Consider the following 14,235-nt stretch of genomic DNA (forward strand, 5'->3'; position numbering starts at 1 on the left):
AGGGAGGCTCATCGCGCGCGGCGCTTCTGCTGGACGAAGTTGGCGGTGCGCGAGCCGCAGTCTTCATCCGCTGCGCGGAAGTGGGCGAGGGCCCGGGGGATGATGTCCTCGCGGCCCACCTGAGCCCGGCTGCTCCACCTCCGCGAAGACGTTCTCCGGGTTGCGATTGAGGGGGATCCTGCCCACCTCCAGGGGTCGCGCTGGTGGGTGCTGCGCACCCTCGCGGGGACGCCGCGCTCCGTGTGGCCGGGAAGGGGAGGGCGAAGGTCAGCGCAGGGCCTTCTCCGAAGTGACGATGCCGTCCGCGTCCGCGTAGAGGTGGTGACCGGGGACGAAGGTGACGCCGGCGAAGCGCACCTCCACGTCGCGCTGGCCCTCGTTGCGCTTGCCGCTCTTGAGTGGATGGGTCCCCAGCGCCTTCACGCCGATGTCGGTGCGACCCACCTCCTCCGCGTCGCGGATGCAGCCATTGACCACCACGCCCGCCCAGCCGTTCTTCTGACCCAGGGCCGCGAGCACGTCACCCACGAGCGCGCAGCGGCGGCTGCCTCCGCCATCCACCACCAGCACGCGGCCCAGGCCGGGCTCCTCCAATGCCTTGCGTACGAGGGAGTTGTCCTCCGGCGCGCGCACGGTGCTGATGGGTCCGAAGAAACTCCGGCGCCCGCCGTAGTCCAGGAATCCCGGCTCCGCGACCTGGAATTGCGGAGTTCCCGAGTGGGCGTCACAGAGGTCGGCGGTCTTGATGTCAGGGGTGTCGCTCATGATCCGTAAGATGCACGCGCCGGCCGGGTGTGGCTGTGATTGCGCGTGCGGGTCCGCTCGTCTTGACCGTGCAATGTTCGAAATCCTATCGTCAGCGCCTTTCTGAGGGGGAAGTCCATGCAAGGGTTGAAGTGGTTCGTGAGCGCGATTGCGTTGCTGGCGCTTGCGTGTGGTGAGGTGTCTGAATCGTCCACGCCCGTGATTCGCGAGGGCGAGGGACTGCTGGAGCTGCCGCTGGTGTCGACGTCGGCGGGGCGCAGCTACAAGCTGGTGGGCGCGACGTTCGCCATCACGGGGCCGCAGAACGCGACCATCACGGATACGTCCGCGGAGTCCGTGAGCCTGGCGCTCATGGCGGGGACGTATTCCATCCAGATGAACGGTGAATGGCACGTGGAGCGCACGGACGCGCCGGGCGTCACGGTGCCCGTCACGCTGGTGTCGCCGAACCCGATGGCGTTCACGCTGGGCGAGGGTGAGACGCGCCCGGTGCGCTTCCTGTTCAAGGTGCCGGGAGACGCCACTGCCGACGTGGGCATCAGCGTGGACTCTGGCGGTTGGATCTCCGGAACCATTGACTTCGGGCCTCGCTACCAGCCCCCTCCCGGCGCTCCTCCGGACATCTTCACGGAACTGAGCGAAAAGAGCATCCCCTTCGTCATCAGCTTCGAGTCCGCGACGGTCACGCGGTCGAACGAGTACAGCACGAAGGACGTACAGATCCAGACGTCGCCCGTGACCTTCCAACTGGGAGGCGCGGTCCCGGCGGTGGTGATGCAGCAGTTCGTCCCCGCTCTCCAGGGTCGTTCGATGAACCTCTTCATGGGGGCGTACTCCTCGGGCCCGTCCGCCACCTTCCTGGGGACGATCCTCCTGGAGAACGTCGAGCAGCACGCCCGGTTCGAGCTGAATCCCCAGCCGATCTCCATCGGAGTGGACTCGGAAGGATATCCGCTGTTGCAGTCCTTTCCATTTACCGCGAACGCGGTTTTCTCGGGCGGTTCGTCACCAAGCATCTACGGCGACGTCAGCAACGGCACGTTCTCGCCGCAGTAACACCCACCGCCGCGCGCCGTTGCCTTCCCGTGGAACGGCGCGCGGCCCCTGAGGCCGCGTTGGAGGCGCGGCTTCAGGGCGCGAAGGGGGGGCTCTCGTAGCCCACGGTGCCGGTGTTGCCGTCGTAGGTGTTGGCGCTCGGGGTGAAGGTGGAGTTCTTGAAGACGAAGACGCCCCACCCCGTGCCCTGGGACACGAGCGAGTCGGAGAGCTGCAACCGGCCCCGGCCCGATTGGCCGCCCAGGACGATGTTGCCCTGGATGTCACCCGCGCTCGTGAAGGCGTCGCAGCAGAAGGGGTCGGAACCGCCGTGGCTCACCCGCGCGTGGGCGATGACGTTGTTCGCGTCCAGGGAGCGGATGGAGATGCCCTTCCAGTAGCCCGGCGTCTCCGTCCGGCCCGTGAACACGATGGGCTCCGCCGCCGTGCCCCGCGCCACCAGCGAGCCCGTCTCCGTGATGCGCAGGCCCGACTCCGCCTCGAACTGGAGTCGCACCCCCGGCTCCACGGTGAGCGCGCCCGCGTACTCCACGATGGTGTCCGGGGTACCGGTGGAGACGCCGTAGGGCACGTCCAGCTTGTGCAACGTCTGGGCGACCGCGGTGTCCGCCTTCGGCGCCGCCATCAGGTGGACGGTGTTGTCGCCGTTGGCCGCCGGACTGGTGGCGCTGTTTCCGGAGAAGACGGTGGTGGCGTCCAGGGCGCTCGCGATGGACAGGCTCACTGTGGCGGGCGCTCCCAGGTTGCCCCGGAAGAGGTTGCGCGAGAAGCCCGGCAGCCGCGCCTTGTTGAAGGCGAAGAGGCCCTGGGTGCCGCTCTTCTCCACCGTCGTGTTCGCGATGCGGACCTGGCTGACGGAGTCCTGGAGCTGCGAGCCCACCACCACGGCGGCGCGGACCTCCAGGCTGCCGCCGGGGCCATGGAAGTAGTCGCAGCAGAAGGAGTCCTCGCTGCCCGCGTAGGAGATGACCACGTGCTCCAGCACGTTCGCGGGGGTGTTGGACTTGAACGCGAGTCCCTTCCAGAAGCCCGGCGCGGCCGTCGTCCCCGTGAAGGTGATGGGTGCGGCCTCCGTGCCCGCCGCGTTGAGGGACCCCGTCGGCATGATGAGCAGGCCCGCGTTTGGCCCGAAGCGCACGGTCGTGCCCGGCGCCAGGGTAAGGGCTCCGCTCACCTCCACCACCCCTGTCACCGCGTAGGTGCACTGCTGCGCCCCCGGCTCCCACGTCGTGGCGGCGGTCACTTTGCTGGAGATGTCCCGGACGCAGGTGCCGCCGGGTCCGGGCCCGGGGCCGTCGCCGGGGTCGTCCTCCGAACCGCCACAGGCAGCCAGGACGGAGGCCGCCACGAAGGGTAGAAGCCGCGGGAAGCGAAGCAGGTGTTGCACCATGGAGATCCCCCTGAACGGGCCAGCGGCGGATGCCGCCTTCAGGCGGAGTACGCCGGGCCGCGCGCATATTCTCGGGTGGCGGGGAAACGCCGCCGGCGGACGGTGGCGGCTCGCTAGACTCCGGGGATGACCGACCGGACGCTGGACGCGCTGTTCCAGAACAACCGCCAGTGGGCCGCCTCCATGGTGGAGAAGGACGCCGACTTCTTCCGGAAGATGGCCGGCCACCAGTCGCCCGAGTACCTGTGGATCGGCTGCTCCGACAGCCGCGTGCCGGCCAATCAAATCGTGAACCTGATGCCCGGCGACCTGTTCGTCCACCGCAACATCGCCAACGTCGTGGTGCACACCGACCTCAACGCGCTGTCGGTGTTGCAGTTCGCCATCGACCTCCTGCGCGTGCGGCACGTCATCGTCTGCGGCCACTACGGCTGCTCCGGCGTGCGCGCGGCGATGGAGCGCAAGCGGGTGGGGCTGGCGGACAACTGGCTGCGCCACGTGCAGGACGTGCACCAGAAGCACGAGCGGCTCCTGCCTGAATCACTGCCGCCCCGCGAGCGGCACGACCGGCTGGGCGAGCTGAACGTCCTGGAGCAGGTGCAGAACGTGTGTCAGACGACCATCGTGCAGGACGCGTGGGAGCGCGGGCAGCCGCTCACCGTGCACGGGTGGATCTACAGCGTGGAGGACGGCCTCCTCCATGACCTGGGCCTCACGCTCAGCGGCCCGGACGAACTGGCCGCGAAGCTGCCCGGAAGCCTCGCGCGCTACGCGGCGGCACCGTAGGCTCCGCCGCGAGCCCGTCCGCTCAAGGCCGGATGGCGACCTTGAGCACGCCGTCCTTGCGCTGGCTGAACAGCTCATACGCGTCGCGGATGTCCTTGAGCTGGAAGCGGTGGGTGAACAGCGGCGTGAGGTCCACGCGCTTCGCGCGCACCACCTCCATCAGGCGCCGCATGCGCTCCTTGCCGCCAGGGCAGAGCGTGGTGACGATGCGGTGGTCCCCCAGGCCCGCCGCGAAGGCGTCGTAGGGCATTTGCAGCTTCCCGGAGTACACGCCCAGGCTGGACAGCGTGCCGCCGGGGTTGAGCGTGCGCAGGGCGCTCTCGAAGGTCTGCTGCGTGCCCAGCGCCTCGATGGCCACGTCCACGCCGCCGCCGGTGAGCCGCTTCACCTCCGCCACCACGTCCTGGTTCCGGAAGTCGAGCACCACGTCCGCGCCCAATTTCCGCGCCATGGACAGACGCGTCTCGTCCCCGTCCACGCCAATGACAAGCGACGCGCCCATGAGCCGCGCCCCCACGGTGGCGCACAGGCCGATGGGCCCCTGCGCGAACACCACCACCGCGTCCCCAATCTTCACGCCGCCAGACTCCGCGCCGCTGAAGCCCGTGGACGCGATGTCCGCCAGCAGCAGCACCTGTTCGTCCGTGAGTTCGTCTGGAATGGGCGCGAGGTTGGCCTGCGCGAAGGGCACGCGCACGTACTCCGCCTGCACGCCGTTCATCGTGTTGCCCAGGCGCCAGCCTCCCGCCGCCTCCAGGCCCTGGCCGTGGCCGCACTGGGACGCGTGCCCGGAGAGACAACCCCGGCACTGGCCGCACGGCGTGATGGCGCCCACCAGCACGCGCTGCCCCACCTGGTAGCCCGTCACGCCCGGGCCCAGTTCGTCGATGATGCCCACCATCTCATGGCCCACGGTGAGGCCGGGCTTCACCGGGTACTCGCCGCGCAGGATGTGCACGTCGGTGCCACAGATGGTGGTGAGCGTCACCCGGACGATGGCTTCGCCCGCGCCCGCCTTCGGTCGCTCCACCTCCTCCACGCCCACCTTCTGGGTGCCTTGGAACACGGTTGCCTTCATGGCTCACCTCATCTGTCTTTCAGGCGCGCGGCATGCGCACCGTCACCGCGGGGCGGTCGCTGCGGGCCATCACCTGCTGCGCCACCGAGCCGAGCACCATCCGGCTCACTCCCGTGCGGCCGTGCGTGCCCATGCACACCAGGTCCACGCAGTGGCGTTCGGCCGCCTGTGTGATGACCGCCGCGATGTCGTCGCCCTTGAGCACCGACAGCTCGACCTTGTGGCTGCCGTCATGCTCCGGAGACGGTACGCGCAGCTCCAGTTGATGCCGCGCCGCCTGGAGTTCCTCGGGCGTCGCCTTCGCGGGCTCCACGTGCAGCAGGTGCACCGTGCCGCCCGGTGGCGTGATGGCGAAGGCGTAGGCGATGGCACGGTCGCCGGCCTCGCCGAAGTCCGTGGTCGCGAGCACCGAGCGCACCCGGGGAGGCTCCTGCTCCAGCCCCTGCTCCGCCGCGCGCACCGGCACGCTGACCACCGACATGGGCGCCAGCCTCCGCGCGGATTGGGACACGCTCCACAGCTTCGCGAGCGCCTTGCGCTGGTGCGTGCCCACCACCAGCAGGTCCACCTGCTCCTCCGAGGCCAGGGCGATGAGGTGGTCCGCGATGCGGCCCAGCCCCGGCTCCAGCCGCGAGCGCACCGGGAGGCCCGCGGCGCGCAGGGGCTCCAGCAGCGAGTCGGACTCGCGCTCCAGCGCCTCCCGCAGCTCCGGGGACATGTCCTTGTAGCTGTGCGGATGCACCAGCCCCAGCCGCTCCGCCTCGCTGCCCACCCAGACGATGCGGCCTCCCACGACCTCCACGGGGCCGACCTTCGCGAGCCTCTTCACCCATTCCCGGGCGAGCTCGAAGGGCCTGGAGCGGTCCACGCCCAGCATGACCCGCAAGGGGCGCTCGCCGCGCGCCCAGGCCTCCAGTCCCGAGCCCTCGCGGACCACCAGCAAGGGGACCTCCAGCAGTTGGGCCATCCGGTCGAGCGTGCCCCCCAGGCCCCGGAAGGGCGTGTCCTCGCGCGGCGCCCCGGCCACCACCCACTGGAAGCCGCGCTTCGCCACCAGGTCCCGCAGCTCCTCTTCGGGCTCTCCCGTGAGGAGCACGGAGTCGACCTGGACGCCGGTGGCCCGCAGCCGGTCGCATTCGTCGCGCAGCGTGGATTGGGCGGTTTCGCAGATGGCGTCCCCGAAGGTCCGCACCAGGTTCCCGGTCAGGACGTGCACGATGCAGAGTGGGACGTTCATCCGCCGTGCGAGCAGCGCCGCCGTGTCGCAGGCGCGCCGGGCGTCATCCGAGAAGTTGGTCGCGCAGGCGATGGTCATGGCCCCTCCTTGCAGTCACCTCTCCACGTTAGTCACCGCGCAGGCGCGGCACGTCCCACGCGGAGGCAGCGGACGCGGCGCACGCCAGGTAGCTCTCGATGGGCGCTCGGGGGCTTCAACGCGTTGCCGACGCCCATGCAGGACCCCAGCTTCTTCCGGGGGCGTCATGCGAGTCCTGGTTCCGGTCGAACGCCTGCCTCATGGCTGGGAAGACGTGCGCGGCCTGGAGGCAGAAGAGGTGTTGGCGCGTCGCGCGCGTTACGGCCGCAATGACGTGCGAGGTCGGCCTCGCCGCTCCGCGCTCCAGAGCCTGCGCGAGGCCGGAGGCGATCCGATGCTCTGGTTCCTCGTGGGCACGAGCACCCTCTACTTCGCCCTGGGCGAGTATGTGAATGGCCTGGTGATGCTGTTGGCGCTCGTGCCGCTGCTTGGGATGGACGTCTTCCTGCACCACCGGACCCAGGCCTCCACCGAGGGCCTGCGTGGGCGCCTGGCCGAGCGCGCCACGGTGTCGCGCGACGGCCATGAAGCGGAGGTGCCGGCGGAGGACGTGGTGCCGGGAGACCTCCTGCGCGTGGAGGCGGGCAGCACGTTCCCCGCGGACGGCCTGGTCGTGCGGGGGCAGGGCCTGCAGGCCGAGGAGTCCTCGCTCACCGGCGAGTCACTGCCTGTGCGCAAGCGGCCGTTGGAGCGCCTCCCGCCCGGAGCGGAGCCGGCGGTGGAGGTGGTGCACTGGGGGCTCGCGGGGACGCGGCTGCTCACCGGGACGGCCTGGGTGCGCATCGTCCTCACCGGCCCGGAGACGCTGTACGGGAGCATCGTCCGCTCGGCGGGGCAGGAGGCCCGGGCACGCACGCCGCTCCAGCACGCGGTGGCGCACCTGGTGGCGGTGCTGGTGGGCGTGGCGGCGGCGCTCTGCGCGGTGCTGGCGCTGGTCCGCCTGCGCCAGGGGTTCGGGTGGCTGGACGCGCTCCTGAGCGCGGCGACGCTCGGCGTGGCGGCGCTGCCCGAGGAGTTCCCGGTGGCCCTCACGTTCTTCCTGGGCGCGGGGGTGTACCGGCTGGCCCGGCGGCAGGCGCTGGTGCGGCAGGCCGTCTCGGTCGAGAACATCGGCCGCGTGAGCTGCGTCTGCTCGGACAAGACGGGCACGCTGACCGAAGGGCTCCTGCGGGTGACCCGGCTGCTGCCGTCACCCGGGACCTCGCCGCGGGCGCTGCTGCGGACCGCGGTGCTGGCCTCGCGGGAGGAGGGGAGGGATCCGCTGGACGTGGCGCTGCTGGAGGCGGGAGCGCGGGACCTGCCGGAGCTGCCCGCTCCCACCCGTGAGGCCACCTTCCCCTTCACCGAGGACCGTCAACGTGAGACGGCGGTGGTGCGGCAGGGGCCCGGGACGCTGCTCGCCGCGGTGAAGGGCGCGCCCGAGCGGGTGCTGGGCCTGTGCACCTTGTCCGAGGACGCCCGGCGGGAGTGGGCGCTCCGCCTGGACGCGCTCGCGCGCGAGGGCCTCAAGGTCATCGCGTGCGCGAGCCGGACGCTGGACGCGGCGCACTGGCATGGCGGCGAACCGGATCGGGGCTTCGACTTCCTGGGGCTCGTGGCGTGCGAGGACCCGGTGCGCGCGGGGGTGGAGGCGGCGGTGCGGGAGTGCCGCGACGCGGGGCTGCGCACGGTGATGGTGACGGGGGACCACCCCCGGACGGCGCTCGCGATCGCCGGGCGGCTGGGGCTGGGGGGCGAACATCCGGTGGTGCTCACGGGAGAGGCCCTGGAGGCGCGGCTGGCCGACACGGGCAGGGTGCCGCCCGTGGACGTGGTGGCGCGCGCGCTGCCCGCCCAGAAGTACGCGCTGGTGAAGGCGCTCCGGAGACAGGGCGAGGTGGTGGCCGCCACGGGGGACGGGGTGAACGACGTGCCGGCGCTCCAGGCCGCGGACGTGGGCATCGCCATGGGGGAGCGGGGGACGCGGAGCGCTCGCGAGGCGTCCTCCATCGTGCTGCTGAACGACGACTTCGGCACGCTGGTGCGCGCCATCGCGGAGGGCCGGCAGCTCTTCTCCAACCTCCAGCGCTGCTTCCTCTACCTGCTGCTCATCCACATCCCGCTGGTCGGCACGGCGGCGCTGGTGCCGCTCTGGGGTAAGTCGCTCCTGTACCTGCCCATCCACATCGTGTGGCTGGAGCTCATCATCCACCCCACCGCGATGCTGGCCTTCCAGGCGGCCGCGAAGCCCGGGCGGCTCACCCCGCTGCGCGCGAGGCCCGCCGCGCGCTTCTTCTCCTGGCGGGAGTGGACCCTGCTCACGGCGGTGGGCGGGCTGATGGCGTGCGGGCTCGTCTGGGCCTATGCGCGATGTCTGTCGGAAGGGCACGACGTCGAGCGCGCGCGGGCGGTGGCGATGGCCTCGCTCACGCTGGCGAGCGCCACCTTCGCGGCAGTGCTCACCCGGCTGCGGACCCGCACCGCGCGGTGGGTCTGCGCCCTGTCGCTGGGGCTCTCCGTGCTGCTCATCCAGGTGCCCGCGCTGGCCGCGCTCGTGGGGCTGCACCCGCCCGGTGCTCGCGACTGGGGCCGGGTCCTCGTCGCCGTCGCCGCCGCGCTGGTGCCCCTGCTCGTCGCGGGGCCGCACGCGCGGGGCGGCCGGGGCCACCGGTGGCGAACCGGCCGGCGCGCGCCGGCCCCGGAGGCCGCATGACGCACCCGCCTCCCGCCACCCCGTCCGCGCCTTCCGCTCGGAGCGCGCCGCCATGGTTCGCGAGGGGGCTCGGGGGGGGCGTCGCCGCGGCGAGCGCGTTCGCGGTCCTGCTGGGCGTGCTCGGGGTGGGCGGCTGGGCCCTGTCGCCCACCCCGGCCCCGGACCGTCTGTCTCCCTGGGACGGATGGGGCCTGCTCTTCGCGGGAGGCGCGCTCTGGCTGCTCCGCACCCAGGCCGCGCGCAGGGGACGGCGCGCGGTGGGGCGGGGGCTGGCGACCGGCGTCGTGGTCATGGGCGTCGCGGAGCTCACCCGGGATGCTCCAGGAGGCGGGCTGGGCCTGCTGCTCACGGGGCTGTCACTCTGGACGTTGCACGTGCGCACGCGCCAGGGCGGGTACCCCTCGCGGTGGCTGGCCGCCTGCGCCGCGCTGCTCGCGGTGTGGGGCCTCGTCGGAGGGGTGTACCAGGGGCACTGGTTCGGGTTGGCCCCCCTGAACACCGTGACGGGAGCCTCCAGGGCGCCGGGACTTCCCCTGTCGCTGGGACTGCTGCTGCTGTCGGGAGGGCTGCTCTCGCTCCACCCTGAGCGTGGGCTGACGGGCGTGCTGCTGCGCGAGGACCTCGGGGGGCACTCGGCGCGGCGGCTGCTGCTCGCGGTCCTGCTGCTCGTGCCCGTGGCGGGCGCCGTCCGGCTCCTGGGCGAGCGGCTGGGGCTCTACGGCACCACCGAGGGGGTCACCCTCTTCGTGCTCCTGACGATGGCGGCCTTCCTCGCGGTGGTCCTCTGGAACGCGAACGCCCTCTCCCGGCTGGACGCGAGCCGGCGGCGGGTGGAGCAGTCGCTGCGGCTGTCGGAGGCGCGCTTCGCGGGCATCGTCACCCACGCCGCGGACGCCATCATCTCCATCGACACCGGGCAGCGCATCGTCCTGTTCAACGCGAGCGCCGAGCGCATCTTCGGCTACTCCGCGCGGGAGGTGCTGGGCCAGCCGCTGGACATCCTCCTCCCCGAGCATCTCCGGGCCGTCCATGCGGCGCACGTGCAGCGCTTCGCGCGAGGCGCGGCGACGTCCCGGCACATGGGCGAGCGGCTGCCCATCCTCGGTCGGCGCCAGGGAGGCGAGGTGTTCCCGGCGGAGGCCAGCATCATGAAGCTGGACGTGGAGGGCGAGCAGCGGCTCACCGTCATCCTCCGGGACATCAGCGCGCGGCGGAAGGCGGAGGACCTGCTGCGCCTGAGCGAGGAGCGCTTCCGCACCTCGTTCGAGGGCGCGCCCATTGGCATGGCGCTGGCGCGACTGGATGGCCACTTCCTCCACGTGAACGCGGCGCTCTGCGCCCTGGTGGGCTACTCGCGGGACGAGCTGCTCCGCCGGTCGTTCCAGGACCTCACCGCGCCGGAGGACCTGCCGGTGGACGAGCAGAACGCCGAGCGGATGCGCCGGGGGGAGATGTCCTCCTTCCAGCGGGAGAAGCACTACGTGCGCAAGGACGGCCGCCGCATCGCCATCCTCATCTGGTGCGCGGTGGTGCGTGACGCGCGGGGCATGCCGCTCCACTTCATCTCCCAGATGCATGACATCACGGAGCGCCAGGAACTGGAGCAGGCCTGGCGCTTCCTGGCGGACGTGGGCCCGCGGCTCGCGGCGTCCCTGTCGTCCCGGACGACGCTGGCCACGGTGGCGGCGCTGGCGGTGCCAGCGCTGGCGGACTGGTGCGTGGTGGCCTGCCTGGACGCGAACGGACGCATCCAGCGGGTGGAGCACGCGGCCGCGGACGCGGGCACGCAGGAGCGGCTGCGGGCGCTGGACGCGGAGCATGGACCGGAGTTCCTCTTGCCAGCGGCCCTCATCGCCTCCGTGCAGCGCACGGGAAGGCCGGTGCTGTTGCCGGAGGCTCCCCCCGGAATGCTCGACGCGGCGACGGTGGACGCCGGGCACCGGGAGCAGCTGCGCCAGCTGGCGCCGCGTTCGGCCCTCATCCTGCCGCTGCGCAGCCGGGAGCGGAACCTGGGCGTCATCCTCCTCGCGACGTCCAGCGCCGGGCGCCGCTACGGAGCCCGGGAGCAGGCCCAGGCCGAGGAGCTGGCCCGCCGCGCCGCGCTCGCCATCGACAATGCCAGCCTGTACGAACGGGCCGAGCAGGCCATCCGCATGCGCGAGGAGGTGCTGCGCATCGTGGCGCACGACCTGCGCGCCCCACTCAACGTCATCCAGCTCAGCGCGAGGATGCTGGAGAAGCACCCGTCCCCGGGAGACAGCGCCCGGCAGCGCCTGGAGACGCTCCAGAGGTCGGTCCAGCGGGCGAACCGACTCATCCAGGACCTGCTGGACGTGGCCCGGATGGAAGGTGGAAACCTGTCGGTGGAGCGCAAGCCGCTGGAGGTGGCGCTGCTCATCCAGGAGGCCCTGGAGCAGCACCGGGGGCTCGCGGAGGACAGGTCCCTCCTCCTCCAGGCCCACGTGCCGGAAGGCGTGCCCCGCGTCCTGGCGGATCCGGAGCGGATGGCGCAGATCCTCTCCAACCTCCTGGGCAACGCGCTCAAGTTCACGCCCGAGGGAGGCCGCGTGCTCCTGCGCGTCCAGCCGGAGGCGGGCCAGGTCCGCTTCCTGGTGAGCGACACGGGCCCCGGCATCGCGGCGGAGGACCGGCCGCGCATCTTCGAGCGCTTCTGGCAGGCCGGACCGAAGCGCAAGGAGGGCGCGGGGCTGGGGCTGTCCATCGTGAAGGGGTTGGTGGAGGCCCACGGCGGCCAGGTCGGCGTGGACAGCGCGCCCGGCGCGGGCAGCACGTTCTTCTTCACGCTGCCCCTGGCCGAAGGCGCCCCGGCGCACGCCGGGACGTACGCCTGAGCGCGGCCTACCGGCGCAGGGCGGACTCCAGCAGGAGCCGCCGCTCCGCCGCCGCCACGACCGCCCGGGTCGCGCCGGCGGCCGCGGGGTCCACGGAGATGGAGGTGATGCCCGCGCGGACCAGGTGCTCCGCGAAGGCGGGCCGGTTCGACGGGGCCTGGCCGCACAGGGACGACGTGATGCCCGCCTCGCGGCTGGCCCGGATGATGCGGACGATGGCGTCCAGCACCGCCGCGTCCTCTTCGTCGAAGAGCTCCGCGCACAGCTCCGAGTCCCGATCCACGCCCAGCATGAGCTGCGTGAGGTCATTGGAGCCGATGGACACGCCGGTGATGCCCATCCGCGCGTACTCGGGGATGCGGTAGACGACGGAGGGCACCTCCGCCATCACCCAGCGCTCCAGCCCGCGGTGGTGTCCCAGCGGGCTCTTCTCCACGGCCTCCAGGCACGCCTCCAGCTCCCACCGCGTCCTCACGAAGGGAATCATCAGGTGCAGGTTGGGCGTCTCCTCCCGCACGCGGGCGAGCACCTCCAGCTCCAGCCGGAACACCTCGGGCTCGCGCAGGTAGCGGTAGCAGCCCCGGAAGCCGATCATCGGGTTGGCTTCGACGGTCTCGAACTCGCCGCCGCCCTCCAGCCCCCGGAACTCGTTCGTGCGGAAGTCCGTGGTCCGGTACACCACGGGGCGGCCCCGGAAGGCGCGGGTGATGGTCAAGAGCGCCTGGGACATCCGCTCGGCGAACTCGCGGCTCTTCCCCTGGGCGATGAGCTTGCGCGGGTGCACGCCGCCCAGGGCCTCGGTGAGCATGAACTCCGCCCTCAGCAGCCCCACGCCGTCCACCGGGAGCGCCGCCGCCTCCTGGGCCTGTCCCGGCAGGGCCAGGTTCACGTAGAGCCGCGTGCCCAGAGCCTCCGGCCCGCTGGCCTCCCGGGGCTGGGGCCCTGCATGGGGGGAGGGCGGCCCCACCACCGCCACGGAGGGCGCTTCCCTGGCGCGGCCCTCGCGCACGGTGCCGGCGGCGCCATCCACGGTGACCTCCTCCCCGTCGCGCAGGACCTTCGTGGCGCTGCGCGTGCCCACCACGCAGGGCTTGCGCAGCTCGCGGCTGACGATGGCCGCGTGGCACGTCATGCCGCCGCTGTCGGTGACGACCGCCGCCGCGCGCCGCAGCGTGGGCACCCAGTCCGGAGAGGTCATGGGCGCCACGAGGATTTCACCGGCCTCCAGCTTCGAGCCCTCCCGGGCGTCACGCAGCACCCGCACGCGGCCGGAGGCCACGCCGGGAGACGCGCCCAGTCCGCTCACCCGCGCCCGGTCCGGGGACGCGCCGGGCTCCGGAGCCTTCTGGGCCTCCGGCGCGGCGGCGGACACCGTCGTCACCGGCCGCGACTGGACCAGATAGAACCGGCCGTCCTGCTCCGCCCACTCGATGTCCTGGGGCGCGCCGTAGTGCCGCTCCACGCGCAGCCCCAGCCGCGCCAGTTCCAGCACCTCCACGTCCGTGAGCACCCGCGCGTGGGCCCGCTCCGGAGGGAGCTCCTCGCGCTTCTCGTGGCCCACGCCGTCGCGCACGAGCTGGAAGGACTTCAGGCCCACGCGCGTCTCCAGCAGGCGCGGCCCCTCGCGGTCCACGACGGAGGTGTCGGGCTCCACCTGTCCACCCACGACGACCTCTCCCAGGCCGAAGGCCCCCTCGATGACGAGGTGCTCGCGGTTTCCGGTGGAGGGATCCACGGTGAACATGACGCCCGAGCGCGTCGAGTCCACCATGGCCTGCACCACCACGGCGATCTCCGGCAGCTCCGTGAGCCCCTGCGCCTTGCGGTAGGCCACCACGCGCGGGCCAAAGGCCGACGCCCAGCACGCACGCACGCGGTCGAGGAGCGCGTCATCGCCCGCCACGTTGGTGAACGACTCGTGCATGCCCGCGAAGGAGGTGGTGGCGGTGTCCTCCGCGGTGGCGGACGAGCGCACCGCCACCGCGGAGCACTCCCGCAGCCGGTGATAGGCGGCGAGGATGGAGGTGTCCAGCCAGTCGGGCAGGGGGGCCTCGAGCACGAGGCCGCGCAGGGACTCCGTGAGCTCGGCGAGCGACCGCGGGTCATCCGGATCCACGCGCTTCCACAGTTCGCGCAACCGGGCGCGCACGGGCTCCATCGCCTGATGGAAGGCGGCGGCGGTGATGACGAAGCCCGGGGGCACGGGCAGCCCGGCGCGGGTCAGCTCTCCCAGGTTGGCGCCCTTGCCTCCGGCCTGGGCCACGTCCTCCCGGGACAGGGCGTCGAACCAGAGGATGGAGG

General features: G+C 72.2%; 9 protein-coding genes. 4 read left to right on the top strand and 5 right to left on the bottom strand.

The features are described from left to right. Positions 1–267: 267 nt before the first annotated feature. The gene (rraA, locus tag D7V77_RS20780) at positions 268–765 is read right to left on the bottom strand and encodes a ribonuclease E activity regulator RraA (RefSeq protein ID WP_120578032.1); all 498 of its coding nucleotides are present in this window, start codon (positions 763–765) and stop codon (positions 268–270) included. A 117-nt stretch (positions 766–882) separates the two neighbouring features. Between rraA and D7V77_RS20785 the strand changes: the two genes are divergently transcribed. Then, positions 883–1,821 (top strand): hypothetical protein, encoded by a 939-nt coding sequence (locus D7V77_RS20785; protein ID WP_147452114.1) that lies wholly within the window; start codon positions 883–885, stop codon positions 1,819–1,821. A gap of 73 nt (positions 1,822–1,894) precedes the next feature. Here D7V77_RS20785 and D7V77_RS20790 read toward each other — a convergent pair whose 3' ends face one another. After that, positions 1,895–3,211 (bottom strand): hypothetical protein, encoded by a 1,317-nt coding sequence (locus D7V77_RS20790; protein ID WP_120578034.1) that lies wholly within the window; start codon positions 3,209–3,211, stop codon positions 1,895–1,897. A gap of 126 nt (positions 3,212–3,337) precedes the next feature. On the opposite strand from D7V77_RS20790, the gene can reads away from it, so the two are divergent. Then, positions 3,338–3,997, top strand: coding sequence for a carbonate dehydratase (gene can / locus D7V77_RS20795; RefSeq protein WP_120578035.1), 660 nt, complete (start codon positions 3,338–3,340; stop codon positions 3,995–3,997). Positions 3,998–4,019: 22 nt separating this feature from the next. Here the strand turns inward: can and D7V77_RS20800 are convergent, their stop codons facing one another. Together D7V77_RS20800 and D7V77_RS20805 are read right to left on the bottom strand one after the other, a co-directional pair. Continuing rightward, positions 4,020–5,075, bottom strand: a complete 1,056-nt coding sequence (locus tag D7V77_RS20800) for an alcohol dehydrogenase catalytic domain-containing protein (protein ID WP_120578036.1) — start codon at positions 5,073–5,075, stop codon at positions 4,020–4,022. Between the two features lie 19 nt (positions 5,076–5,094). Next, entirely contained in the window at positions 5,095–6,390 is a 1,296-nt protein-coding gene (locus tag D7V77_RS20805) for a universal stress protein (RefSeq protein WP_120578037.1), read from the bottom strand. A 166-nt stretch (positions 6,391–6,556) separates the two neighbouring features. Between D7V77_RS20805 and D7V77_RS20810 the strand changes: the two genes are divergently transcribed. Both D7V77_RS20810 and D7V77_RS20815 read left to right on the top strand, forming a co-directional pair. Further along, a complete protein-coding gene (locus tag D7V77_RS20810) occupies positions 6,557–9,082 on the top strand; it encodes a cation-transporting P-type ATPase (RefSeq protein ID WP_120578038.1) in 2,526 nt (841 codons plus the stop codon). Continuing rightward, complete coding sequence (locus D7V77_RS20815) at positions 9,079–11,934, top strand: PAS domain S-box protein (protein WP_147452115.1); 2,856 nt, start codon at positions 9,079–9,081, stop codon at positions 11,932–11,934. The genes D7V77_RS20810 and D7V77_RS20815 overlap by 4 nt, the downstream gene beginning before the upstream one ends. 7 nt (positions 11,935–11,941) lie before the next feature. Here the strand turns inward: D7V77_RS20815 and ppsA are convergent, their stop codons facing one another. Beyond that, positions 11,942–14,230 (bottom strand): phosphoenolpyruvate synthase, encoded by a 2,289-nt coding sequence (gene ppsA, locus D7V77_RS20820; RefSeq protein WP_120578040.1) that lies wholly within the window; start codon positions 14,228–14,230, stop codon positions 11,942–11,944. Between the last annotated feature and the right edge of the window lie 5 nt (positions 14,231–14,235).

It is taken from the genome of Corallococcus sp. CA041A, assembly GCF_003612075.1.
GTDB classification, from domain to species: Bacteria; Myxococcota; Myxococcia; order Myxococcales; family Myxococcaceae; genus Corallococcus; species Corallococcus exiguus.

Coding starts and splice junctions, on each gene's coding strand:
- D7V77_RS20805 (WP_120578037.1), bottom strand. CDS start 6,390: ATGACCATCGCCTGCGCGACCAACTTCTCGGATGACGCCCGGCGCGCC.
- D7V77_RS20790 (WP_120578034.1), bottom strand. CDS start 3,211: ATGGTGCAACACCTGCTTCGCTTCCCGCGGCTTCTACCCTTCGTGGCG.
- D7V77_RS20785 (WP_147452114.1), top strand. CDS start 883: ATGCAAGGGTTGAAGTGGTTCGTGAGCGCGATTGCGTTGCTGGCGCTT.
- can (WP_120578035.1), top strand. CDS start 3,338: ATGACCGACCGGACGCTGGACGCGCTGTTCCAGAACAACCGCCAGTGG.
- D7V77_RS20815 (WP_147452115.1), top strand. CDS start 9,079: ATGACGCACCCGCCTCCCGCCACCCCGTCCGCGCCTTCCGCTCGGAGC.
- rraA (WP_120578032.1), bottom strand. CDS start 765: ATGAGCGACACCCCTGACATCAAGACCGCCGACCTCTGTGACGCCCAC.
- D7V77_RS20800 (WP_120578036.1), bottom strand. CDS start 5,075: ATGAAGGCAACCGTGTTCCAAGGCACCCAGAAGGTGGGCGTGGAGGAG.
- D7V77_RS20810 (WP_120578038.1), top strand. CDS start 6,557: ATGCGAGTCCTGGTTCCGGTCGAACGCCTGCCTCATGGCTGGGAAGAC.